The organism is Nonomuraea sp. NPDC050394 (assembly GCF_044459065.1).
Classification (GTDB): Bacteria; Actinomycetota; Actinomycetes; order Streptosporangiales; family Streptosporangiaceae; genus Nonomuraea.
In genome coordinates this window covers 347825-370815 of the sequence record NZ_JBITIO010000001.1, presented here as the reverse complement: position 1 = coordinate 370815, position 22991 = coordinate 347825, and the positions used below count along the sequence as shown (strand labels likewise).

Sequence of the window (22991 nt, the reverse complement as noted above, 5' to 3'; positions counted from 1 at the left end):
GGGAAGGCGCGTGAGCGCAGCGAGTTCCTTTAAGGGGTGGGGAGGAAGCCGACGCGGTCTCGGACTTGGGCCATGGTCTGCTGGGCTACCTCTCGGGCCCTGCCTGCCCCGATGGCCAGGAGTTTGTCCAGCTCCGTCTCGTCGGACAGCAGCTTCTCCGTGCGTTCCCGGATCGGGGTGAAGGTCTCCGCCACCGCCTCGGCCACTTCCTTCTTGAACGTGCCGTACCCCTGCCCGTCGAACCGGGCGACCAGCTCGGCGATCGACGTCCCCGTCAAAGCCGAGTGGATCCGCAAAAGGTTGGAAATGCCGGGCTTGTTCTCCTCGTCGAAGACGATCTCGCTGCCCGTGTCCGTCACCGCTCGCATCACCTTCTTGCGAAGCGGTCCCGGCTGCTCCAGTACGTCCAGGATGCCCGCCGGGCTGGAAGACGACTTCGACATCTTCGCCGTCGGCTCCTGGAGGTCGGTGATCTTCTCGACCTCCTTGAGGATGTGCGGGGCCGGGAGCGTGAAGGTGTCGCCGTAGCGGTGGTTGAAGCGCTGGGCCAGGTCGCGCGTCAACTCCAGGTGCTGCTTCTGGTCGGCGCCGACCGGCACGCTGTTGGCCTGGTACAGAAGGATGTCGGCGGCCTGCAGGATCGGGTACGTGAACAGGCCCACGCTGGCCGCGCTCTCGCCGAACTTCGCCGACTTGTCCTTGAACTGGGTCATCCGGGCCGCCTCGCCCATCCCGGTCAGGCAGTTGAGCACCCAGGCCAGCTCCGTGTGCTCGCGTACGTGCGACTGTACGAAGACGGTGCTGCGCTCAGGGTCGAGACCCGCGGCGAACAACTGGGCGGCGGCCACCCGCGTACGGCGGCGCAGCGCGGCGGCCTCGGTCGGCACGGTGATGGCGTGCAGGTCCACCACGCAATAGAAGGCATCGTGGGTCTCCTGCAATGTCACCCACTGGCGGACGGCGCCCAGGTAGTTGCCCAGGTGGAAGGAGTCCGCCGTGGGCTGGATGCCGGAGAGTACACGAGGTCTGGCCATAGCTGGCAATTGTGTCAGGTATCCCCACCCGCCTGCGACTCGATCAGGCCTGGTCGGCGTTTCACCCTGACCCGGGAGATTCTCCTGCCGTCCAGATCGGTGACGGTGAACTCGAAGCCGGGGATCTCCACCTTCTCCCCCGCCGCCGGAACGTGGCCGAGCATGGCCATGACGAAGCCGCCGAGCGTCTCGTACGGACCGTCCGGCAGCCGGATGCCGGTCTGGGCGCCGAAGTCGTTGAGGTTGGTCAGGCCGTCGATCTCGATCTCACCGGCGGGCAGGATAACCGTGTCGTCCTCGATGTCGTACTCGTCCCTGATGTCGCCGATCAGCTCTTCGACCAGGTCTTCCAGGGTGACGATCCCGGCGGTGCCGCCGTACTCGTCCACGACGATGGCCAGGTGGTGTCCTTCGTCGCGCATCTCCGACAGCGTGCTCAGCACCCGCTTCGAGGCGGGAACCAGCTTGACCGGGCGGATGGGCACCAGTTCGCTGATGGGTTCGATCCGGCCGGTGAGGACGGGGTCGAGCAGGTCGCGTACGTGGACGAAGCCCAAGATCTCATCGTAGGACTCGCGGAAGACCGGGAAACGGGAGTGTGGCAGGGCCGCCACGAGCACGGCCGCCTCGGCCAGCGGCGTGTCGGCCTCCATGAACTCCACCTCGGTCCGTGGCAGCATCACCTCACGCAACTGCCGCTTGCCCGCGGCGAACACCTCGGCGATCAGGTTGCGCTCGTCGAGGGTCAGCTCGCTGTGGCCGACGACCATGTCCCGGAGCTCTTCGGTGGTCATTTGCTCGCGGTCGGCGTCGGGGTTGCCGCCGAACAGCTTCATCACGCCGTCGGTCGACTTGGACAGCATCCAGATGATCGGCCGTGACAGGGTCGCGATCCAGTCCAGGAACGGCGCGACCACGAGCGAGAGCCCCTCGGCCCGCTGCCTGGCCAGCCGTTTGGGCGCCAGTTCGCCGAGCACGAGCGAGACGTAGGAGATCGCCAGCGTCACCAGTACGAGGGCCAGCGCGGGCGCCACGGCCTCGGGCACGCCCCACTCCCGCAGCTTCGGCCCCAGGGCCGCGCCGAGCCGGTCGGCGCCGAACGCGGCCGACAGCATCGTGGCCACGGTGACGCCGATCTGGACGGCGGACAGGAAGCGGTTGGGGTCGCGGGCGAGCTTGGCCACCCGCTCGCCACGACGTCCTTTTTGGGCAAGTTTGCGAACCTGGCTCTCCCGCAAGGAGACCATCGCCATCTCGGCGGCTGCGAAGAAGCCGCCCACGAGAATGAAGAGCAGGACCAGGGCGACGTTGGCCGCGACGGTGTCAAACATGGTGGTTGGCAGCGTACTCGGCGACTTTCCCGCGTATGCTGAACGGCAAGCCGTACAAAATCCAACATATTTCACCAGGAGTGCACATGAGACTGTTGGTCACCGGAGGTGCCGGATATGTCGGTAGCGTCGTGGCGGCGCAGCTGGTCGAAGCGGGCCATGAGGTGACCGTGCTCGACGATCTCTCCACGGGACACAGGGACGCGGTGCCCGACAGTGCCCGGTTCATCCAGGCGGACATCGCCGACGCCCATGACGCGCTGGAGAACCAGGAGGCGGTGCTGCACTTCGCGGCCAAGTCTCTGGTCGGCGAGTCGGTGGAGAAGCCCGAGCTCTACTGGCGGCACAACCTCGGCGGCACGCTCGCCCTGCTGGAGGCCATGCACGCCCGGGACGTACGCCGCATCGTGTTCTCCTCCACCGCCGCCACGTACGGCGAGCCGATCCACGACCAGATCCTGGAGACCGACCCGCCCCGCCCGACCAACCCCTATGGCGAGACCAAGCTGGCCGTCGACATGACCCTGACCACCTTCGCCGCCCTGCGCGGCCTGGGCGCGGTGAGCCTGCGCTACTTCAACGTGGCCGGCGCATACGGCACGCTGCGCGAACGCCACGCCATTGAGACCCACCTGATCCCCAACGTGCTCAAGGTCGCCACCGGCGAGCGCGAGGAGGTCCAGGTGTTCGGCACCGACTACGCCACGCCCGACGGCACCTGTGTGCGCGACTACATCCACGTCGCCGACCTGGCCAAGGCGCACCTGCTGGCGCTGGAGGCGGTCACGGAGGGCGAGCACAAGATCTACAATCTGGGCAGCGGCACCGGCTTCTCGGTCAAGCAGGTCATCGACGTCTGCCGCGAGGTGACCGGCCACGCGATCCCGGAGAAGCTCGGCGCGCGCCGTCCGGGCGACCCCGCGGTCCTCGTGGCGTCCTCGGAGAAGATCCGCGCCGAGCTGGGCTGGAAGGCGGAGCGGACGGACCTGCCGTCCATCGTCTCGGACGCCTGGAGTGCGCTTTCCCGCATATGAGCCATAGCACCGCGGGATATGTGCTGTGATACCGAAATGTGAGGATGCTTTCACCTAGAGTGCTCTTCGTGGCACTCGTCGCAGGTGGCTGCACGCTGGCCGCGGCCGGGGTGGTGTTCGCGACGTCGCCACCGTCCCCGGCCCCCGCTCCGCCTCCCCACTGCCACCTGCACGAACAACTCACGCCGTGACGCGCAGCCGGGCCCGGTTGTCGGCGGGCCGCCGGTCGCCGAGACGGCTGGAGTACACGCCGGCGCTGGCGTTGACCGGCCGCCTGGGCGCCCTGAGCGTGAGCCGTACCCGCAGGCGCTCGTCGGGGCCGACGGCCCGCAGCCGGCACGCCACGTACCCGAGCTGGGCCCGGCAGCGCGCGCCGAGCGCGGACACCAGCCTGGCGCGGCCCGTCCTGAGGTAGACGCGGGCGTCCCTGACCATGTGCGGGCCCCGGTTGCGCACCAGCGCGGTCATCGCGAACCTGCCGCCGCGCGCCCGGCCGGACAGGCGCAGGCTCAGGTCGGCACCCTCGTCCACGGCGGTCGAAACGGTGGCGGCGTTGTCGCTCTCGTCGTCGTCGCGCACTTCGGAGGTGAGCGTGGCCGTCGCCTTCAGCGGGCCCCGCGCGTCCGGCCGGACGATGCCGGTGATCGTGACGCCGCCGGTGCCGCCCGCCCGGATGTCCGTGGGCGAGGTGCACACCACCTCGGCCGCGCCCGCACCCCGTTCGCAGGTCGCCACGTCGACGCTGACGACCTCGACGCCCGCGGGCAGCGTCACCCTGAGCACGGGCAGCACGGCGTCACCGGGTCCGGCGTTGCCAACCTCTGCCCGGTAGATGATGGGTTGTCCCGGCTGGGCGACACCCGGCCGGGCGGTCAGCCGTACGGAAAGGTCGGCGGCGCCCCATCCCGGCCCCGCGTGGGCGAGTCCCGGAATGCCCGCCAGCATGACTCCCATGAACCCGGCGAGCATTTTGCGCCGCATGTCCGACCCCCCGTGCAGTACGCCTCAATTGAACGTGCTGACCCGGGTGATCATCATCGCGACACGCGGTAGCCGTACCGAAAGCGAAAGGCGCGCGCCCGGACGGACGCGCGCCTTCCGGTGGAGACGCTCAGATGAGGCCGAGGCCCTTGACGGCGTCGCGCTCCTCGGCGAGCTCACGCACGGAGGCGTCGATGCGCTCGCGGGAGAAGGCGTCGATCTCCAGGCCCTGGATGATCTCCCACTTGCCGCCCGCGGCGCGGACCGGGAAGGAGGAGATGAGGCCCTCCGGCACGTCGTAGGAGCCGTCGGAGACGATCGCGGCGGAGGTCCAGTCGGTGCCGTTGACCCAGTCGTAGACGTGGTCGATCGCGGCGTTGGCGGCGCTCGCGGCGCTGGAGGCGCCACGGGCCTCGATGATCGCGGCGCCGCGCTTGGCGACGGTCGGGATGAAGGTGTCCTTCAGCCACTCGTGGTCGACCTGCTCGGCCGCGACCTTGCCACCGACCTCGGCGTGGAAGAGGTCGGGGTACTGCGTGGCCGAGTGGTTGCCCCAGATGGTCATCTTCTTGATCTCGGTGACCGGGACCTGAAGCTTGGCGGCCAGCTGCGACAGCGCGCGGTTGTGGTCGAGGCGGGTCATCGCGGTGAAGCGCTCGGCCGGGACGTCCGGGGCGTTCTGCTGGGCGATGAGCGCGTTGGTGTTGGCCGGGTTGCCCACGACCAGGACCTTGATGTCGTCGGCGGCGTGGTCGTTGATCGCCTTGCCCTGCGGGCCGAAGATGCCGCCGTTGGCGCCGAGCAGGTCGCCGCGCTCCATGCCCGCCTTACGCGGCATGGCGCCGACCAGCAGGGCGACGTTGGCGCCGTTGAAGGCGACGTTGGGGTCGTCGGTGATCTCGATGCCCGACAGCAGCGGGAACGCGCAGTCGTCGAGCTCCATCGCGGTGCCCTCGGCCGCCTTCACCGCCTGCGGGATCTCCAGCAGGCTCAGCTTCACCGGAACGTCGGCGCCGAGCAGCTGCCCCGACGCGATGCGGAACAACAGCGCGTAGCCGATCTGACCGGCGGCACCGGTGACGGTTACCTTGACGGGCGTGGCCATGGCCTTCCCCTAACTCGCAGGATGAATCATTGACTTTCGGATGTTACCCGGTCGTCATCCGCAGGGTTCCATCTCGGTCGGGTTCAGTTGCGGTTTGAAATCCACGTTTCCGAAATGCCTGCTCACGAGCTTCTTGACGGTGCCGTCGCGCTGAAGTCCGGCGATGACCCCCGTGACGGCCTTGCACGTCCTGGCGTCGCCGCTCTCCATGCCGACGGCGTAGCGCTGGCTGCTGAGCCTGGCGCCGAGTACGGCGAAGCGCATGCTCGCCTCCCGGTCGGCGAACCCCGCCAGCAGCAGATCCTCGCCGGGGACGGCGTCGACCTTGCCGCTCTTCAGCATGTCCATACATTGGGCGTAGTGGTCGGCGGGAATGGGAGTCACCTCGACCCGCTCCTGCACGCTGCGCGTGGACGGGCTGGGGGGCGCGCAGAGGTTCATGCCCTTGAGGTCGGCCAGCTTCTTGGCGGTGCCCGCCCGGACCAGCACGTCATGATGGGCGACGTAGTAAGGGCCGGCGAAGAGCACGTCCTCGTCGCGGTCGATGGAGTAGGTGGCGACCACGAGGTCCACCTTGCCGGTGTTGAGGGCGGTCGCCCGGTCGAAGCGGCCGACCTGGACGTACTTCACGTCCTTGGCGCCCAGCGCCTTGGCGATCAGGCCGGCCAGGTCCACGTCGAAACCCTGGAACGATCCGTCTTGGCCCAGGCTGATGCCCGGCAGGTCGCCCTTGACGCCGATGGTGAGCTTCCCGGTCTTGGCGATCTTGTCCAGCACGGAGGTGAACGGGCCCGGCTGGGGTGGCGTGTTCCCGCCGTTCACCGACTCCGACGGCTGCGCGCCGAAGGCCACCGGCCAGTCGTTGAGCACCGCCAGCACCGCTGCGGCGGCCAGCACCACCAGCGCCACCACCACCGCGATCCAGCGCCCCGGGCCGCGCCGCCGCACCCGCGGCGTCCTGGGTGGCATCACCTGCCGCATCGGGGGCCGGTCCGACAGGCTCGTACGCACCGGCTCCGATACGGCCGGCGGCGGCTGCGCCGTGTGGCCGGGCGGACTCGTGTGGCCGGGCGGACTCGTGTGGCCGGGTGGAGCGGGCGTCCCGGACTCGCCCGGCTCGGCCGGCTTGCGGGCGTCGGCCAGTGTGGTGCGTACCCGGGTGAACGGCGTGGTGTCGTCGCTCGCCACCTCGGCGCCCCTGGACAGCACCGCCGTGGAGGCCCCCGCGGTCTCCGGCTGACCCAGCAGCCGCAGCAGCAACTGGTCGGCCGTGGGCCGCGCCTGCGAATCCTTGGCCAGCGCCGAGGCGACCACCCCGCGCAGCGGCTCGGGCATCGAGCTGACGTCGACCTCGTGGTTGAGGATCCGGTTGAGCACCACCGCGATCGAGCTGCCCTCGAAGACCGTGACCCCGGTCGCGGCGAAGGCGATCGTCGCGCCCCAGGAGAACACGTCGGTGTAGGGGCCGACGTCGTCTCCGGCGATCTGCTCCGGCGCCATGTAGGCGGGCGTGCCGATGGCGCGGCTGGTGATCGTGCCGGTGGAGTCGATGATGCGGGCGATGCCGAAGTCGACCACCCTCGGGCCGTCGGCGGCGATCAGCACGTTGTCCGGCTTGAAGTCGCGGTGCACGATCGAGGCGTGGTGGATCGCGGTCAGCGCGGTGGCGGTGCCGATGGCCAGCCGGTCGAGGGCGGTGCCGCGCATCGGGCCGTCGTTCTCGATGACCTCGCGCAGCGGCAGGCCGTCGATGTATTCGCTGGCGATGTAGGGCGTGTTGCCGTCGAGGTCGGCTTCCAGGACGCGGGCCGTACAAAAGGAGGCGACCCTTTCGGCCGCCTTGAGTTCCCGCGCGAAACGGGATCTGGCGATGGTGTCACCGCTGAACTTGATGTGCAGGAGCTTGATCGCCGCCCGCTCACCCTGCTCGTTGACACCCAGGTAGACGATGCCCTGACCGCCCTCGCCCACGCGTCCGGTCAGCTGGAACGAGCCCAGCTGCTCGGGATCGCCGGCGACGAGCGGCGCGATCTGCGGCATTGACCATCCCCACGTGTATACAAATCCCAACGAGGCAAACTTTACGACGCTCATGAAGCTCTCAGGGAACCGTTAACCGTTCGTGACGTCGCGAGCGCCCTTCTCCGCGGCCGACTGGAATGACATTCTGTCGCCATGCATGACATCGTCCTCTTCGGCGCCACCGGTTACACCGGAAAGCTCATCGCCCGCTATCTGGCGGGGATCGAGGGCCTCGGCTGGGCGGTCGCCGGCCGCGACCGGGACAGGCTGGAGGCGCTCGGCCACGGCGTGCCCGTCCTGGTGGCCGACGTGGACGACGCCGCCTCGATCGCCGCGCTCGCCCGTCAGGCGCGCGTGGTCATCACCACCGTCGGCCCCTACGTCCGCTACGGCGAGCCGCTCGTCGCGGCCTGCGCGGAAGCCGGTACCCACTACGTCGACCTGACCGGCGAGCCGGAGTTCGTGGACCGCATGTACCTCCGCCACCACGAGCGCGCCGCCGCCTCGGGGGCGAAGATCGTGCACGCCTGCGGTTTCGACTCCATCCCCTACGACCTCGGCGTCCTCTACACGGTCGGCGAACTGCCGGAAGGCGTGCCGCTCAAGGTCAGCGCGTTCCTGCGGGGTGGCGGGCGGCCGTCGGGCGGGACGTTCCACTCGGCGGTGACCTCGATGTCGCGGGCACGGCAGATGGCCGAGACGGGCCTGCGCCGCCGCGCGGCGGAGACCCGTCCAAGCGGGCGTACCGTGGACGTGCTGCCCGGCCTGCCGAGGTTCGTGGGCGGGTACGCCCTGCCGATGCCCACCATCGACCCGCAGATCGTGGGCCGCTCCGCCTGGGCGCTCGACCGCTACGGCCCGGACTTCACCTACCGCCAGTACATGACCGTGCGCCGCCTGCCGGGCGCGCTGGCCCTGGCCGGGGGCGCGACGGCCCTCGGGATGCTCGCCCAGCTCGGCCCCACGCGGGAATGGCTCCTGAACCGCCTCAAGCCGGGCGAGGGTCCCACTCCTGAGGAGCGGGCCAGGAGCTGGTTCAAGCTGACGTTCCTCGGCGAAGGGGGCGGCGTCCGCGTGGTCACCGAGGTCGCCGGACGCGATCCGGGGTACGGCGGGACCGCCGTGATGGTCGCCGAGGCCGCGCTGTGCCTGGCCTTCGACGACACGCCCCAGGTGTCGGGTCAGGTGACGACGGCCACGGCGATGGGCGGTCCGCTCATCGAACGGCTGAGCCGGACGCGAGCACTCACCTTCTCGGTGCGGTCCTAGCAGCCTTCTTCTTCGAAACGCTCGTTCCACCGGCCGCGCGTGGCCTCGTCCTCCATGCTCGCCACCACCTGCGCGCTGCCCCACCAGGCCGACACTTCGAGGATCACCGGAGCCGTCTCCGCCGCCGCCGCCAGGCAGGAGGTGTACTCCACGAGAACCTCGACCTGGACGCTGCCGCCCGCGGGCACGACCCGTGGCAGCGCGGCGCCGACGATACTGAAGTGCTCGGCCCGCACACCCGCTCCGGTCAGGGTGATCGGATAGAGAGCCTCGTTGGTGAAGGTATGGGTCATGGCGTCGATACGCCCGTGGACTCTGCCCAGTTCGTCGCGGACGAGCATGCCTCGCGCCGTGTCGCCCTCGTGGTAGGTGATCCGCGGGATCATTCCCCAGCCGACGGCGAGCAGCAGCGTCAGGACGATGCCGATCGTGACCGGCCATCGAGCGCGCACGGCCGCCGCCGACGGGTTGAGACGGTCCCATACCTCATTCGGAATCACGTCGGTATTCTGCTAGTTTTCCGGGCTATGACGAAAGTCCACCTTTGCTGATACTTACAGCCATTGGTGTTTTAGCCGTCATCGCCGGATTGGCACTCAGCGCGCGATCCCTTCCCCACCCGAACCTGGATCGTTTCGCCCGGCGCCACCGGCTGACGATCACGCCCTACAACGGCGACAACACCATCGCCTACCTGCGCGCGGTCCGCTCGTGGCGGGGCGCGGGACTGGCCGCGGGCGGCGCCCTTTCCCTTTACTTCCTGGAAAATCTGAATTTCCCCTTTTTGCTGTACGGCTGGCTCACCGGCGTCCTCGTCTCCGAGATCCAGCTCGCCGCCACCCGGCCCCGATTCTTCGGAGAACGGCTCCGCCTCACGCCGCGGGCGCTCACCGTCGGCTGGCGGTTGTCCGCGCTCCTGTGCTGGGGCGTCCTGGCGGTGCTCGTGGTCAGGTCGTTCTTCCGGGAGATGGCGGTGCCCGACCGGCTCTGGGTGGCGATTCCGGCTTTCGTGCTGCTGGCCGTACATCTGGTGCTGAGAGACCTGCACCGGCGTGCGGTGCCCGCGGGGACCAGCGACCTGGTCGGCGCCGAGTTCGCCGCCCGGATGAGCTCGGCCAGGACGCTGATGGCGTTCGGGATCGCGGCGGCACTCTGGCCGGCCTTCGGCTTCATCTCCGCCGAGCTGCCGACTCCCGTGCGGCCGGTGATGCTCGCCCCGGTCGCGGTCCCGGGCCCGGTCCAGTTCGCCAGGATCGTGGGCGGCCCCGTCAGATGGGCGCTCTCTTCGGAGACCAACGGGGAAGCGACGTTCGGCGAGGCCGACACGCGCGGACCCCTCGCGCTCAGCGGTGACGGCTTCCACCTGATCTACCGGCAGCTCGGCACGGGCAAGCTGGTCCACCGCGACCTGCGCGAGGCGGACGTCCGTGAGATCGCCGGCGCCGGCGAGATCCTGCTCTCCCACGACGGCGCCTACGCCACGGTCGGCACCACGCTCGTCCACACGCCCACCGGATCGGCCACGCCCCTGCCCGGAGTGGCTCGCGTGATCGGCATCGGCGGCGGCCGGATCGTCGCGACCACCGGCCGCCGCACCCTGCCGGGCGCGGCCGCCACCGAACTCGTCACCTTCGACACGCGGGGCAAGGTCGTGTCCCGCGCGCCCTTCGACCCCTCCCTCGACGTACGGCTCTCGCCCGACGGCAGGACGCTCGCCGTCGTCACCTTCGCCGACGTGCTGACCATGGACCCGGCCACCGCGAAAGTGCTGACCCGCGAGCCGCTGAAACTCCCCGGCCCCGTCTACGAGCTCGCCCTGGTGGGATGGTCGGCCGACGGCCGGCTGCTGCTGCGCGCCGCCCTGGAGGAACCCCACGTGTCCGGCCACTTCCTGATCGACCCGCGCACCGGCACTGCGCGGCGCCTGACGGAGTGGCCGGAACCCGGCCAGACCGTCGTCGCGGGGAGGGTCACGTGATCCGCAGAGGGCTGGCCGCCGGTGTGCTCGTGATCGCGGCGTGGGTCGTGCTTCCCCTCTGGCAGCGGCAGGATCACGGCCCGCCGATGGCCGGGAGCATGCCCGGTGCCACCGCTTCCCTTCCTCCCGCCACCGAGCTCAAGGGCCCGGCCCCGGCGCCCGTCCGCTACGCCTATCAGCCGGAATGCCCCGGCCAGAGCGGCCCCTGCCTGCGGTGGCATCTGGTCTCCACGCGCGGCGAGCAGTGGTGGCTGCCCGGCGTGAGCGGGGAGGACACGTTCGTGCTCAGCGACGACGGCACCCGCGCCGCCTACCCGCATGGCGGGGGATTCGTCCTGCACGATCTGATGACCGGCACGGTCACACCGCTGCGGGTCGAGGGCGAGGGGGAGCCGATGTTCTCCCTCGACGGCCGCCATCTGGCCGTCGGGCGCGAGGTCGCCGACCTGGCCACGGGGCGCGTACACCGGCTGAACGGCGAGGCGCGCGGCTGGACCTCAAGCGGCGTGATCACCTCCACGCTGAAACCCGACGACCGCACACCGGGCCGGGTCAATGTCACGGTCTTCACCGTCAGCTCGCCCGAGGGCAGGCGGCTGCGCAGGTCCACCTCCCCCGGCGACCTGTCCTCCGACGGCGTCCTGTCACCCTCGGGCCGCCAGTTCGCCACGTTGATGAGGGAGGTGACGCCCACGTCCGTGACCACCACGAGCATCCTGATCAACAGGGAGCGCGCCGTGACCCCGCGCCTGCCCGCGGGCTGGACGATCACCACGATCCTGCGCTGGAGGGGCGAGGACGGCCTCCTGGTACGCATGCGCGGCCCCGCGAACCGCATCGCCTACCACATCGTCGACCTGACCACGGGCCGCCCGCTCCCCGGAGGCGTCGAGGAGCGGGGCCTGTCGACGGTCATCGGCCGCCTGAACTAGTAAGGCAGCGCCCGCGCGGTGAAGTTCTTGCGCAGGAACGGCGCCTTGAACTTGGGAAAGGCCACGGTCTCGGCATCGCCGTCGGAGGTGAAGCGCATGTCCGGGTTGTTCTTGAGCCAGTCCAGCCAGGCCGTCGAGCAGAACTGGGAGCAGTCGCCCTTCTTGTCCATGGCCTTGATCCGCGGGATCCCGAGCGGGTCGAACGTCCTGGTGTAGGGCGCCGGCGCGGGCGTGTACCCGGCCAGGAACACGCCGCTGTGGTTGTAGGGCCCGGCGCTGCCCTTGCCGCGCAGCGCCCACTCCTTCTTACGCGGCTGGCTCCCGTACGGCAGGGCCAGCGTCACCGGGTCCTGCGAGGCGAGGGAGTGCACCTGCTGCCGGATGGCGGCGATCTGCTCGGCCACCTCCTTCTGCGAGCGGGTGCCGAGGTTGACGTGGTCGAGCGTGTGGTTGCCGATGTCGAAGCCGTTGTCCTTGAGCCAGAGCAGCGTCTGCGCCTGCTCCTCCTTCAGGGACTTGCCGAACATGTCGCGGGTGACGTAGAAGGTCGCCACGGGACGGAAGCCGGGGTTCTTCGCCGCCACGTCCTGAAGGATCGCGACCGCCGTGTCGGCCCTGGGGACGCCGAGGTCGTCCAGGGCCAGCTGGGAGGGCGAGGAGTCGTCGAAGGTGAGCACCACGGGGTGCTTGCCGGCGGGGATGCCGATCTTCCCGGTCACGTACTCGGCCGCGGTGACGGGCACGTAGCCGTCGCGCACCAGCCGTTCCAGGTCGGCGCGGAACTTCTCCGGCGTCCTGTCGTCGTCGGAGCCGGGGTTCTTCACGATCCGGTGGTACATGAGCACCGGGACCTGGCCCAGTTCGTTGGCCTTGACCTTGGCCGCGGCGGCGGCCTTGGCCGCCTTGGCCTGCTGCACCTTCATGGCGGCGTCGGCTTTGCTGACCGTCTGCACGGCCGGCTGCGAGCCGCAACCGCCGACGATCGCGCCCACCGCGACCAACCCGAGAACACCCAGACGCATCGGGAACCTCCCTCATGACGCGATCGTCAATTACGCCCTGTGACCTCCCCATCGCTGCGCGGAACCACTCCGAACCGCTCCAAAAGAGATCACCAAGCCGGGGACCTGAGGCGGCCACGGCCAGGTCGCGGGCGGCGCGGCCACCGGATATCTTGATGTCAAGCAATCTCAGACGTGGAGCGGACATCCGGTGACTGATTCGACCATCATTTACACGCACACCGACGAGGCCCCAGCGCTGGCCACGTACTCGTTCCTGCCGGTCATCCAGGCGTACGCCGCCAAGGCCGGAGTGCGGGTGGAAAGTCGGGACATCTCCCTGGCCGGGCGGATCATCGCCGGCTTCCCCGAGCGGCTCACGGAGAGCCAGCGCATCGGCGACGCCCTGGCCGAGCTCGGCGAGCTGGCGAAGACGCCCGCGGCGAACATCATCAAGCTGCCCAACATCTCGGCCTCGATCCCGCAGCTGAAGGCGGCCATCGCCGAGCTGCGCCAGCAGGGCTACGACCTGCCCGACTACCCCGAGGACCCGAAGACCGACGAGGAGCGCGACATCCGCGCCCGCTACGACAAGGTCAAGGGCAGCGCCGTCAACCCGGTGCTGCGCGAGGGCAACTCCGACCGCCGCGCCCCCGCCTCGGTGAAGGCCTACGCCAAGCAGCACCCGCACAGGATGGGCGCGTGGTCGCCCAGCTCCAAGACCGACGTGGCGCACATGACCGCCGACGACTTCCGCTCCTCCGAGAAGTCCGCGATCCTGCCCGAGGCCACCGAGCTGCGCATCGAGCTGGTCGGCGACGACGGCACCACGACGGTCCTGCGCGAGTCCGTGCCCGTGCTGGCCGGTGAGATCGTCGACTCCTCGGTCATGCGCGTGGCCGCCCTGCGCGAGTTCCTCACCGCGCAGATCGCCCGCGCCAAGGCCGAGGACGTGCTCTTCTCCGTCCACCTCAAGGCCACGATGATGAAGGTCTCCGACCCGATCATCTTCGGCCACGTGGTGCGCGCCTTCTTCCCGAAGACCTTCGCCCAGTACGGCGAGGCCCTCGCGCAGGCCGGTCTCAGCCCGAACGACGGCCTGGGCGGCATCCTCAGCGGCGCGAGCGACGAGATCAAGGCGTCGTTCGAGGCCGAGCTCGCCGAAGGCCCGGCGCTGGCCATGGTCGACTCCGACCGCGGCATCACCAACCTGCACGTGCCGAGCGACGTCATCGTCGACGCCTCGATGCCCGCGATGATCCGCCAGTCCGGCCACATGTGGGGCCCCGACGGCAACGAGGCCGACACCCTCGCCGTCATCCCCGACAGCAGCTACGCCGGCATCTACCAGGTCGTCATCGACGACTGCCGCGCCCACGGCGCCCTCGACCCGGCGACCATGGGCTCGGTCCCGAACGTCGGCCTCATGGCGCAGAAGGCCGAGGAGTACGGCAGCCACGACAAGACCTTCGAGATCCCGGCCACCGGCACCGTACGCGTGGTGAACTCCGGCGGCGAGACCGTCCTTGAGCACGCGGTCAGCCAGGGCGACATCTGGCGCATGTGCCAGACCAAGGACGTCCCCGTCCAGGACTGGGTGAAGCTGGCCGTCTCCCGCGCCCGCGCCACCGGCGACCCGGCGGTGTTCTGGCTCGACGCGACCCGCGCCCACGACGCCAGCCTCATCGAGAAGGTCAACGGCTACCTGGCCGAGCACGACACCAGCGGCCTGCAGATCGAGATCATGGCCCCGGTCGAGGCGATCGGCTTCTCGCTGGAGCGCATCCGCAAGGGCGAGAACACGATCTCGGTCACCGGCAACGTGCTGCGCGACTACCTGACCGACCTGTTCCCGATCCTGGAGCTGGGCACGAGCGCCAAGATGCTCTCGATCGTCCCGCTGCTCAGCGGCGGCGGCCTGTTCGAGACGGGCGCGGGTGGCTCGGCGCCCAAGCACGTGCAGCAGCTGGTCAAGGAGAACTACCTGCGCTGGGACAGCCTGGGCGAGTTCCTGGCGCTGGCGGCCAGCTTCGAGCACCTGGCGCGCACGACCGGCAACGCGCGGGCGCAGATCCTGGCCGACACGCTCGACCGGGCGACCGCGACGTTCCTCAACGAGAACAAGTCGCCGGCCCGCAAGCTGGGTTCGATCGACAACCGCGGCAGCCACTTCTACCTGTCCCTGTACTGGGCGCGGGAACTGGCCACTCAGACCGACGACGCCGAGGTGGCGGCGGCGTTCGCCGGTCTGGCCAAGACCCTTGCCGAGCAGGAGCAGGCGATCGCGGCGGAGCTGCTGGCCGTACAGGGCTCGCCGGTGGACCTCGGCGGCTACTACCAGCCCGACCCGGCCAAGGCCGCGGCGGTGATGCGGCCCTCGAAGACCTTCAACCAGGCGATCGAGAGCCTCTAGGCGACATCGGAAGGGCGGTGGGCCTCGGCCCGCCGCCCTTTGTCATCCTCCCCCGAGGAGCTGGAGGACGGCGGGCTTGAGCACACCGCCGTATTCCAGGAACATGCCGACGGCCACCAGGCCCGCGCCGAATCCCCCGTAGACCACCATGTCGGTCTTCCTCGTCCGGATGGCCATGAGCCCGCCGTACCCGGCGAAGCGCAGGGCGGCGGCGACCATCAGCACGGCGCCGAGCGCGAACGCGCCCCACTCGCCGTCCACGAAGAAGATCGTGAGCATGGCAAGAGCCGCTCCCGCCAGGATCAGCGGAAACGGCCCCCACTTCTGATCATCGTTCGTCAATCGGCTTCCATTTCTGGTCGCGTTCCCCGATGTACTCACTATCGGGGCGGATGAGCCGGTTGTCCGCGTGTTGCTCGATTACGTGGGCGGTCCAGCCGGACATGCGGCTGATGGAGAAGACCGGCGTGAACAGATCGGTCGGGATGCCCAGGTAGTGGTAGACCGAGGCGGCGTAGAAGTCCACGTTGGGGTAGAGACCCTTGGTCTCGAAGACGACCTCTTCCATCTCCTTGGACATCCGGTAGAACTTCGGCTCGTCGCCGGACAGTTCCTCCGACATCCGGCGCAGGTGCGTGGCGCGCGGGTCCTCTGTCTTGTAGACGCGGTGGCCGAAGCCCATGATCTTCTCGCCGGCGGCCAGCTTGTCGCGTACGGTCTGGGCCACGCCGTCGGGCGAGATCGACTCCAGCGTCTTCATGACCTGCTCGTTGGCGCCGCCGTGCAGCGGGCCCTTCAGCGTGCCGATCGCGGCCACGATGGCCGAGTGCATGTCCGACAGCGTCGCGGCGCAGACGCGGGCGGCGAACGTCGAGGCGTTCATCGTGTGGTCGGCGTGCAGCACCAGGCAGGCGTCGAAGATCTCCGCCTCGCGCGGGGAAGGGGTACGGCCGGTCACCTGGTGCAGGAAGTTGCCGGCGATGCTCAGGGCCGGGTCGCTCTCCGGGACCCCCTTGCCCGAGCGGGCGGCGTGGTAGCGGGCGACCAGCAGCGGCTGCTGGGCGGTCAGCCGGGCGGCCTTGCGCAGGTCCGCTTCCGGCTCGATGGAGTCGCGGTCGGGGTCGTCGGCGCTGGCCAGCGAGACCAGCGAGCGCAACGCCTCCATGGGCTTCTGCTTCTCGGCGATCTCCGCGACGTTGGCGGAGACCAGCGGGCCCAGTTCGCGCCCGGCGACGAGTTCGTCACCGTAGGCCCGCAGCTCGGCGCGGTTGGGGAGCGTACCGCGCTGGAGCAGATGGGCGGTCTCTTCGAACGTCGCTCGGCCGGCCAGATCGTGGATGTCGTATCCCCGATAGAACAGACGGCCGGCCTTCCCGTCGATGTCGCTGAGCGCTGTGGACGCGGCTACGACGTCGGCCAGGCCTTTGGTGGGCTTGTCCATCGTGCTCCTTGGCTCGCTCCGCTCGCGGTTGTGGCGGAGTTGTCCGCTCTTCGCGGCGGATGTCCCGTCACGAGTGTTTCCTCCGCTTATCGTGCCTGGAAGTCTACCCGTGAGCTGGCAAAACCGTCCGCAAAGGTCCAGACCAATTTCACGCCGGATTCTCCTTATGGCAAAGGCGATTCCGCATCCCCTCGTTTGGGTAAGCCGGAGCTGTAGTAATAGTTACGGCGGGCTACCCGAGGAGGAACTGCCGCCGTCTCACGCTGCGTCCGCTAACGGAAGGGAACTGCCGTGGAGGGGCCGTTCATACGCATCGAGGACACTGGCGAGGTCGTCCCGTTGCGCCCCGAGATCACGACGGTCGGCAGAGGTCGCGGTGTCGACATCCGACTCACCGATCCCAGCGTGTCTCGGCTCCATGCCGAATTCGTCCGGAGAGGACCCTACCTGTACGTCGTTGACCTGGGGCTGTCCCGCAACGGCACGCGGGTGAACGGCAGGCCGATCGCCCGGAGGGTTCTCGACGACGGCGACGTCGTCTCCTTCGGCGCCGCGCGTGGCCGGATCGGCGGGGTTCCGCGCGAGGACTTCACCCCCGAGGTGGAGCTGAGAAGGGCGGCGGCCCCCGAGCTGACCCGCAGAGAGGTCGACGTGCTGACCTCACTGTGCCGCCCCGCGCTGTCGGACGAGGCGTTCGTCGCACCGGCGACCGCAAGGGAGATCGCCGACGACCTGGTGGTGACCGAAGCCGCGGTCAAGCAGCACCTGCTGCGGCTGTACCAGAAGTTCAGGATCCCTGAGGGCACCAACCGGCGCACGCGGCTGGCCAACGAGGTCGTCGCGCTGGGTCTGGTCCGCCCCACCCCCGTGGTGCCGCCACAGCGGTCAGGCTCCCCCACCGAGCAACCATCGGCGGCGGGGCGCAGGGCTTCATAGGAATCGGATCGCTACCGGGGCTTCGGCGAGGGGTTCCGGCAGCACCAGTGGCCCGGAGCCCGGCGTTATCGTGCCCAGGACGCGCGGCCCGGCTGCACCCGTGCAGCTGGGCACGGTGGCCGGCAGACCGTGCGCGGTCAGCCAGCCGAACAGCGAGAAGGCGATGGCCTCCTTCGCGTCCGAGGGCACGCCCACCTCGTCGCTGGGCACGAGGCGGGCCGTCGTGCGCGCGCGCAGCATGCCCATGAGCGTGGGGTTGCGCACGCCGCCGCCGGAGACGACGACGGTGTCGAGTTCGTGCCGCCGGATCTCGGCGGCCACGGTCTCGGCCGTGAGCGCGGTCAGCGTGGCCACGAGGTCGGGCCGCGCGATCTCCGCGCGCCCCGCCAGCGCCCGCCGCACGTACCCGGGCGTGAACAGCTCCTTGCCCGTCGTCTTGGGCGGCGCCTCGCGGTAGTACGGCTCGGCGAGCAGCACCTCCAGCAGGTCCTCGTCCACCGTCCCCGCCGCGCCGAGCACCCCATCCTTGTCGTACGGCGGCGCCGCCGCGTCGATCAGCGCGCCCGCCGGCCCGGTGTCGTAGGCGATGGCCGCCCCGGCCACGGTCAGGTTGGCGATGCCGCCGAGGTTGAGCGCCCCCGAGCGGCCCTCGATCCCGTTGAGCATGAGCAGGTCGAGGTAGGACACCAGCGGCGCGCCCTGCCCACCGGCGGTCACGTCGCGCACGCGTACGTCGGAGACGACCGGCAGCCCGGTGCGCTCGGCGATCCAGGCGGGCTGGCCGAGCTGGAGCGTGCCCAGGACCTGCCCGCCGGAGACCCAGTGGAAGAACGTCTGCCCGTGCGAGCAGATCAGGTCGGCGGGCCCGGCGGCTCGGGCGGCCTCGGCGAACTCCTGTCCGATCAGCGTGTCCAGCGCGCAGACCTCGCCCATGCTCACGTCGCCGGGTGGGAGGGCGGCGACGATGCGGGCTCTCAGTCCGCCGGGGTAGGGCCGCTCGCCGGTGGCGAGGATCGTCCCGGTGAGCAGTCCGTCCTCCATCGACCAGTCGACGATGGCGCTGTCGATCCCGTCGTGAGAGGTCCCCGACATCAACCCAAGAACCCGCATAAATCTCCCTAAAACACCACTCGGAAGGGATTGCTGGGCCGGGACGTCCTGCTCACCCGGTCCACCGCCACCACGTAGTAGTAGTCGCCCCGCTTGCCGTCCGGGTCGGTCCAGCGCACGATCCGGTCACCGGGCACCACGGCCACCAGGTTGCGCGCGTCCTCGAAGGAGGTGAGCCGGGTGGCGGAGCGGAAGACCGCGAACTGGAACGGCTCCTCGCGCCCGGTCGCCACCATCTTGAGCTCGACCCCGTCCTTGACCCTGCGGGCCAGCGCGAGCACCGGGCGGCCGGGCGCGCGCCCGCCGGCCAGGCGCGGCAGCAGCGGCGCCAGCGCGGGCCGCTGGTGGTGGTCGTTGATGGCGGTGGTGACGGACTTGAGGCGGTCCGCCCGGACGTCCCCGGCGCTGAACCAGATGTCGCCGGTGATCTCCGGGTGGTTGCGGTTGAGCGTGAGGTGCTTGGACAGCTCGCCCGTCTCCTGCCACTGCGGCGCCTGGGCGGGGTCGCCCGCCTTGTACGCGGCCTGGCCGATCCACAGCATGGTGCCGGTGCCCTTGGCCACGTCCGACCACCAGGGCACGAGCTTGGCGTAGTCGGCGGGCGGCTGGCCGATGTACCAGTAGAGCTGGGGCGCGATGTAGTCGAGCCAGCCCTTCTTCACCCATCCGCGGGTGTCGGCGTGCAGGCCGTCGTAGGACTGGCCGCCGGCGGTGTCGGAGCCGAGCGGGTCGCTGGCCTTGTTGCGCCAGATGCCCGACGGGCTGATGCCCCAGGAGACCTCGGGCTTGGCCTGCCGTACGCGCTGCTGCATCTCCGAGACCATGAGGTCGACGTTGTTGCGCCGCCAGGCGGCCAGGTCGGGGTAGCCGGCGCCGTACTTGGCGAAGGCGGCGCTGTCGTCGAAGGCCGTGGTGTTGGTCGGGTAGAAGTAGTCGTCGAAGTGCAGGCCGTCGATGTCGTAGCGGGTGATCGCGTCGAGCATCGCGTCCTGGCAGAACTTGCGGACCTCGGGCATGCCCGGGTTGTAGTAGAGCTTGCCGCCGAACGGCAGGATCCAGTCGGGGTTCTTGCGGCCGGGGTGGTCGGGGTGGAGCTTGGCCGGGTCGGGCTGCATCGAGACCCGGTAGGGGTTGAACCAGGCGTGGAAGGCCAGGCCGCGCTTGTGGGTCTCCTCGACGGCGAAGCCGAGCGGGTCGTAACCCGGGTCCTGCCCCTGAACCCCGGTGAGCCACTCCGACCACGGCTCGAACGGCGACGGCCAGAACGCGTCCGCCGTGGGCCGGATCTGCACGAACACCGAGTTGAGCTTGCGCTCGACGGCCAGATCGAGCCAGGCCAGGTACTCGGCCTTCTGCTCCTCGACCGACAGCCCCTTCTTCGAGGGCCAGTTGATGTTGACCACGGAGGCGATCCACATGCCGCGCATCTGACGCAACGGCGGCACGTAGTCGGTGGCGGCGAAGGCGGGCAGGGGGACGACGGAGGCTGCGGCGGCGAGGGCGAGACCCTTGAAAACGGTCCGTCTGCTGGGCATTGGGGGGGTGGCCTCTCGGGAAGTGGTTGTGTCTGGGGCGACGATGACAGAAAATTACCTTCAGATCAACGATTGTGAAGGAAAATGCCGTATGTCGCCTGACCTCCACCGACTCGCCATGGCCGTGCTCCAGCCTGGCTTCGAGGGGACCACCGCCCCCGACTGGCTGCGCAGGGCGCTCGGCGAGGGATTGGGGGGCGCCGTACTGTTCGCCCGCAACCTCCCGAGCGAGCGCCTCATCCCCCAGATCCGCGCCGAGAACCCCGACACCGTGATCGCCGTCGACGAGGAAGGCGGTGTCGTCACCCGCTTCGAGGCCAGGGCGGGCAGTTCCTTCCCCGGCAACCGCGCGCTGGGCGTGGCCGACGACGAGGCGCTCACCGAGCGGGTCGCCAGGCAGATCGGCCGCATGCTGGCCGAGGCCGACGTCACCCTCGACTACGCGCCCTCCGTCGACGTCAACTCCAACCCCGCCAACCCGGTCATCGGCGTCCGCTCCTTCGGCCCTGCCGCCGACCTGGTGTCCAGGCACGCCGTCGCCTACATCCGCGGCCTCCAGAGCGCCGGGGTGGCCGCCTGCGCCAAGCACTTCCCCGGTCACGGCGACACCATCACCGACTCCCACCTGGCGCTGCCCACCGTGCACGCCTCCGTGGAGGAGCTGTGGGAGCGCGACCTGCCGCCGTTCCGCGCGGCGATCGCCGCCGGGGTGCGCTCGATCATGTGCGGCCACCTGCTGGTGCCCGCCCTGGACCCGTCGCTGCCCGCGACGCTGAGCCGTACCGTGCTGACGGGGTTGCTGCGTGAGGAGCTCGGCTTCGACGGCATGCTCGTCACCGACGCGATCGAGATGAAGGCCGTCGCGGCCCGGTACACGCCCGGCGAGATCGCCGTGCGCGCGCTCGCCGCGGGCGTGGACGCCGTCTGCGTCGGCATCACCACCGAGCGGGGCCTGCGCGAACTGCGCGACGCGATCGCGGCCGCCGTGCGCTCGGGCGAGCTGGCCGAGTCGCGCCTGGCGGAAGCGGCCGCGCGGGTGCGCGCGATCGCCGAGTGGTACGGCAAGCAGGACCGTTCGGCCGCCGAGGACCCCGGCGTGGGCCTGGAGGCGGCCAGGGCCGCGCTGACCGTCACCGGCGCCGCCACGCTGGCGGACGCGCCGCTCGTCGTCGAGGTCAACACGCGGCTCAACCAGGCCGTCGACCCCTCGACGCCGACCGGTCTGACCGCGGCGCTGGGGACCCGGCTGCCCGGTACCGAGCGGGTCGTGATGGCCGCCGAGGGCGAGCTGCCCGCCTTCGACGAACGGCCCGTCGTCCTCGTGGTGCACGACTCGGCGCGGCACGCCTGGGTCAGGGAGCGGATCGCGCAGGCCGTGCGGGTACGCCCGGACACGGTCGTCGTGGACACCGGCATTCCCGGCGAACCTGCGGGCGCGGCGTTCGTCGCGACCAACGGGCTCTCACGCGTCTCGGCCGAGGCCGCGGCGGAATGGCTCACCACGTGAGCGAGCCGGCCAACCCGGTGGCGGCGGTGCGGGCCGTACTGCCGTCGCTGACCCCCGCCGCGCAGGCCATCGCCCGGATCATCCTCGACGATCCGGGCCTGGTGGTCAGGAGCACGATCACGGAGTTCAGCGCGGTCTCCGGCACCAGCGAGGCGACGATCGTGCGCACCGCCCGCGCGCTCGGCTTCGCCGGCTACTCGCAGATGCGCTTCGCGCTGGCCGCCGCGGTGGCCAAGGAGCCCGAACGGCTGGTGCCCGGCGACCTGGGCCCCGACGACCCGCTGACCGACGTGATCGCCAAGGTGGCCAGGGCCGAGTACGAGGCGCTGGCCGACACCGCCGCCCAGCTCGACCCCGACCAGCTCGACGAGGTCGTGGCGGCCATCGTCAGGGCGCGCCGCGTGGACGTGTACGGCGTGGCCGCCTCCGGCCTGGTCGCCACCGACATGTCGCAGAAACTCCTGCGCATAGGCCTGTCCACCCACCCGTTCTGCGACGCCCACCTGGCGCTGACCAGCGCGGCCCTGCTGCGCGAGAACGACGTGGTGGTGGCGATCAGCTGCAGCGGCGAGACCCCGGACGTGCTCGTCCCGGCGAAGACCGCGAAGGACACCGGGGCCACGCTCGTGGCCATCACCAACAACCCGCGCTCGTCCCTGGCCCACCTGGCCGACCACACGCTGGTCTCGGCCGGACGCGAGACCGCGTTCCGGCCGGGCGCGCTGGCCAGCCGGATCAGCCAGTTGCTCATCGTGGACTGCATCTTCGTCGGCCTGGCCCAGCGCACCTACGAGACGGCCGACGCCGCCATCCGCGCCACGCGGGAGGCCACCGACCGCTACCAGGGCCGCTAGCGCCGGGGGTGCGGGCCCCGGTAGGGCAGGGTCTGGCTGTAGACGATGTTGGTGTTGGCGCTGCCGAACTCGGCCAGGTCGTTGACAATCTCTTCCAGGTGCGCCATCGAGGAGGCGGCGACCTTCATCACGTAGCAGTCGTCGCCCGTGGTGCGCAGGCACTCCAGGATCTCCGGGCGCTGACCGAGCAGCCGGTGCAGGGGCTCGTGGCGGCTGCCCGGGTACTTCAGGCGCACGATGGCGAGGACCGCGTAGCCGACCGCCGCGAGGTCGACCGCGGCGGAGTAGCCGGTGATCACGCCGGTCGACTCCAGGCGCCGGACCCGTTCGGTGGTGGCCGAGGCGCTCAGGCTGACCCGCCGGCCCAGCTCGGACAGGGGGATGCGCCCGTCGCGCTGGAGCTCGGCCAGGATCGCCCAGTCGGTGGCGTCGAGATTCACGGCCATGGGTCCAAAATACCGGCGGATTCCCGGTGATCGGCCGCGTATGCCGTTGGGTCGGCCTTCCG

21 protein-coding genes are annotated in these 22991 nt (G+C 70.1%); 9 read left to right on the top strand and 12 right to left on the bottom strand.

The genetic code is table 11. From position 1 onward, the window contains the following. Nucleotides 1-29: 29 nt before the first annotated feature. Nucleotides 30-1034, bottom strand: coding sequence for a tryptophan--tRNA ligase (gene trpS / locus ACIBKY_RS01940; RefSeq protein ID WP_397093671.1), 1005 nt, complete (start codon nt 1032-1034; stop codon nt 30-32). Nucleotides 1035-1048: 14 nt separating this feature from the next. Continuing rightward, the gene (locus ACIBKY_RS01935) at nt 1049-2365 is read right to left on the bottom strand and encodes a hemolysin family protein (protein ID WP_397093669.1); all 1317 of its coding nucleotides are present in this window, start codon (nt 2363-2365) and stop codon (nt 1049-1051) included. An 86-nt stretch (nt 2366-2451) separates the two neighbouring features. On the opposite strand from ACIBKY_RS01935, the gene galE reads away from it, so the two are divergent. Together galE and ACIBKY_RS01925 are read left to right on the top strand one after the other, a co-directional pair. After that, nucleotides 2452-3399: a UDP-glucose 4-epimerase GalE gene (gene galE, locus ACIBKY_RS01930; protein ID WP_397093667.1), complete on the top strand. Its 948-nt coding sequence runs from the start codon at nt 2452-2454 to the stop codon at nt 3397-3399. A 68-nt stretch (nt 3400-3467) separates the two neighbouring features. Continuing rightward, a complete protein-coding gene (locus ACIBKY_RS01925) occupies nt 3468-3590 on the top strand; it encodes a hypothetical protein (RefSeq protein WP_397093666.1) in 123 nt (40 codons plus the stop codon). Here the strand turns inward: ACIBKY_RS01925 and ACIBKY_RS01920 are convergent. From ACIBKY_RS01920 to ACIBKY_RS01910, 3 genes are all read right to left on the bottom strand, one after another. Further along, nucleotides 3580-4380, bottom strand: coding sequence for a hypothetical protein (locus ACIBKY_RS01920; protein WP_397093665.1), 801 nt, complete (start codon nt 4378-4380; stop codon nt 3580-3582). The genes ACIBKY_RS01925 and ACIBKY_RS01920 overlap by 11 nt on opposite strands. A 130-nt stretch (nt 4381-4510) precedes the next feature. Further along, nucleotides 4511-5485, bottom strand: a complete 975-nt coding sequence (locus ACIBKY_RS01915; protein WP_397093664.1) for a malate dehydrogenase — start codon at nt 5483-5485, stop codon at nt 4511-4513. A gap of 54 nt (nt 5486-5539) precedes the next feature. Then, nucleotides 5540-7525 (bottom strand): transporter substrate-binding domain-containing protein, encoded by a 1986-nt coding sequence (locus ACIBKY_RS01910; protein WP_397093663.1) that lies wholly within the window; start codon nt 7523-7525, stop codon nt 5540-5542. Nucleotides 7526-7660: 135 nt separating this feature from the next. Here ACIBKY_RS01910 and ACIBKY_RS01905 point away from each other — a divergent pair, with 135 nt between their 5' ends. Beyond that, nucleotides 7661-8776, top strand: coding sequence for a saccharopine dehydrogenase family protein (locus ACIBKY_RS01905; protein ID WP_397093661.1), 1116 nt, complete (start codon nt 7661-7663; stop codon nt 8774-8776). On the opposite strand, the gene ACIBKY_RS01900 is transcribed toward ACIBKY_RS01905, so the two are convergent. Next, entirely contained in the window at nt 8773-9276 is a 504-nt protein-coding gene (locus tag ACIBKY_RS01900) for a hypothetical protein (protein WP_397093659.1), read from the bottom strand. The genes ACIBKY_RS01905 and ACIBKY_RS01900 overlap by 4 nt on opposite strands. Before the next feature lie 89 nt (nt 9277-9365). Between ACIBKY_RS01900 and ACIBKY_RS01895 the strand changes: the two genes are divergently transcribed. Beyond that, nucleotides 9366-10754: a hypothetical protein gene (locus ACIBKY_RS01895; RefSeq protein WP_397093658.1), complete on the top strand. Its 1389-nt coding sequence runs from the start codon at nt 9366-9368 to the stop codon at nt 10752-10754. Further along, a complete protein-coding gene (locus ACIBKY_RS01890; protein WP_397093657.1) occupies nt 10751-11686 on the top strand; it encodes a hypothetical protein in 936 nt (311 codons plus the stop codon). The genes ACIBKY_RS01895 and ACIBKY_RS01890 overlap by 4 nt, the downstream gene beginning before the upstream one ends. On the opposite strand, the gene ACIBKY_RS01885 is transcribed toward ACIBKY_RS01890, so the two are convergent. Beyond that, complete coding sequence (locus tag ACIBKY_RS01885) at nt 11683-12708, bottom strand: polysaccharide deacetylase family protein (RefSeq protein ID WP_397093656.1); 1026 nt, start codon at nt 12706-12708, stop codon at nt 11683-11685. The genes ACIBKY_RS01890 and ACIBKY_RS01885 overlap by 4 nt on opposite strands. Before the next feature lie 190 nt (nt 12709-12898). Between ACIBKY_RS01885 and ACIBKY_RS01880 the strand changes: the two genes are divergently transcribed. Beyond that, nucleotides 12899-15100: an NADP-dependent isocitrate dehydrogenase gene (locus ACIBKY_RS01880; protein WP_397093655.1), complete on the top strand. Its 2202-nt coding sequence runs from the start codon at nt 12899-12901 to the stop codon at nt 15098-15100. 42 nt (nt 15101-15142) lie between these two features. Here the strand turns inward: ACIBKY_RS01880 and ACIBKY_RS01875 are convergent, their stop codons facing one another. Next, entirely contained in the window at nt 15143-15442 is a 300-nt protein-coding gene (locus ACIBKY_RS01875) for a DUF3017 domain-containing protein (RefSeq protein WP_397093654.1), read from the bottom strand. Further along, a complete protein-coding gene (locus ACIBKY_RS01870; protein ID WP_397093652.1) occupies nt 15429-16541 on the bottom strand; it encodes a citrate/2-methylcitrate synthase in 1113 nt (370 codons plus the stop codon). The genes ACIBKY_RS01875 and ACIBKY_RS01870 overlap by 14 nt, the downstream gene beginning before the upstream one ends. 291 nt (nt 16542-16832) lie before the next feature. Between ACIBKY_RS01870 and ACIBKY_RS01865 the strand changes: the two genes are divergently transcribed. Continuing rightward, nucleotides 16833-17477: an FHA domain-containing protein gene (locus ACIBKY_RS01865; protein WP_184957917.1), complete on the top strand. Its 645-nt coding sequence runs from the start codon at nt 16833-16835 to the stop codon at nt 17475-17477. Here the strand turns inward: ACIBKY_RS01865 and ACIBKY_RS01860 are convergent. Both ACIBKY_RS01860 and ACIBKY_RS01855 read right to left on the bottom strand, forming a co-directional pair. Then, nucleotides 17472-18587: an anhydro-N-acetylmuramic acid kinase gene (locus ACIBKY_RS01860; RefSeq protein ID WP_397093650.1), complete on the bottom strand. Its 1116-nt coding sequence runs from the start codon at nt 18585-18587 to the stop codon at nt 17472-17474. The two genes, ACIBKY_RS01865 and ACIBKY_RS01860, sit on opposite strands and share 6 nt — an antisense overlap. Before the next feature lie 8 nt (nt 18588-18595). Beyond that, on the bottom strand, nt 18596-20122 hold the full coding sequence (locus ACIBKY_RS01855; protein ID WP_397093648.1) for a glycoside hydrolase family 10 protein: 1527 nt from the start codon (nt 20120-20122) through the stop codon (nt 18596-18598). Between the two features lie 91 nt (nt 20123-20213). Between ACIBKY_RS01855 and ACIBKY_RS01850 the strand changes: the two genes are divergently transcribed. Beyond that, nucleotides 20214-21629 carry a glycoside hydrolase family 3 protein gene (locus ACIBKY_RS01850; protein WP_397093646.1) on the top strand — a complete coding sequence of 472 codons (1416 nt, stop codon included), beginning with the start codon at nt 20214-20216 and terminating at the stop codon, nt 21627-21629. Next, complete coding sequence (locus ACIBKY_RS01845) at nt 21626-22483, top strand: MurR/RpiR family transcriptional regulator (RefSeq protein ID WP_397093645.1); 858 nt, start codon at nt 21626-21628, stop codon at nt 22481-22483. Before ACIBKY_RS01850 ends, ACIBKY_RS01845 begins: the two co-directional genes overlap by 4 nt. Here ACIBKY_RS01845 and ACIBKY_RS01840 read toward each other — a convergent pair. After that, nucleotides 22480-22929 (bottom strand): Lrp/AsnC family transcriptional regulator, encoded by a 450-nt coding sequence (locus ACIBKY_RS01840; protein WP_397093643.1) that lies wholly within the window; start codon nt 22927-22929, stop codon nt 22480-22482. The genes ACIBKY_RS01845 and ACIBKY_RS01840 overlap by 4 nt on opposite strands. Nucleotides 22930-22991 lie beyond the last annotated feature (62 nt).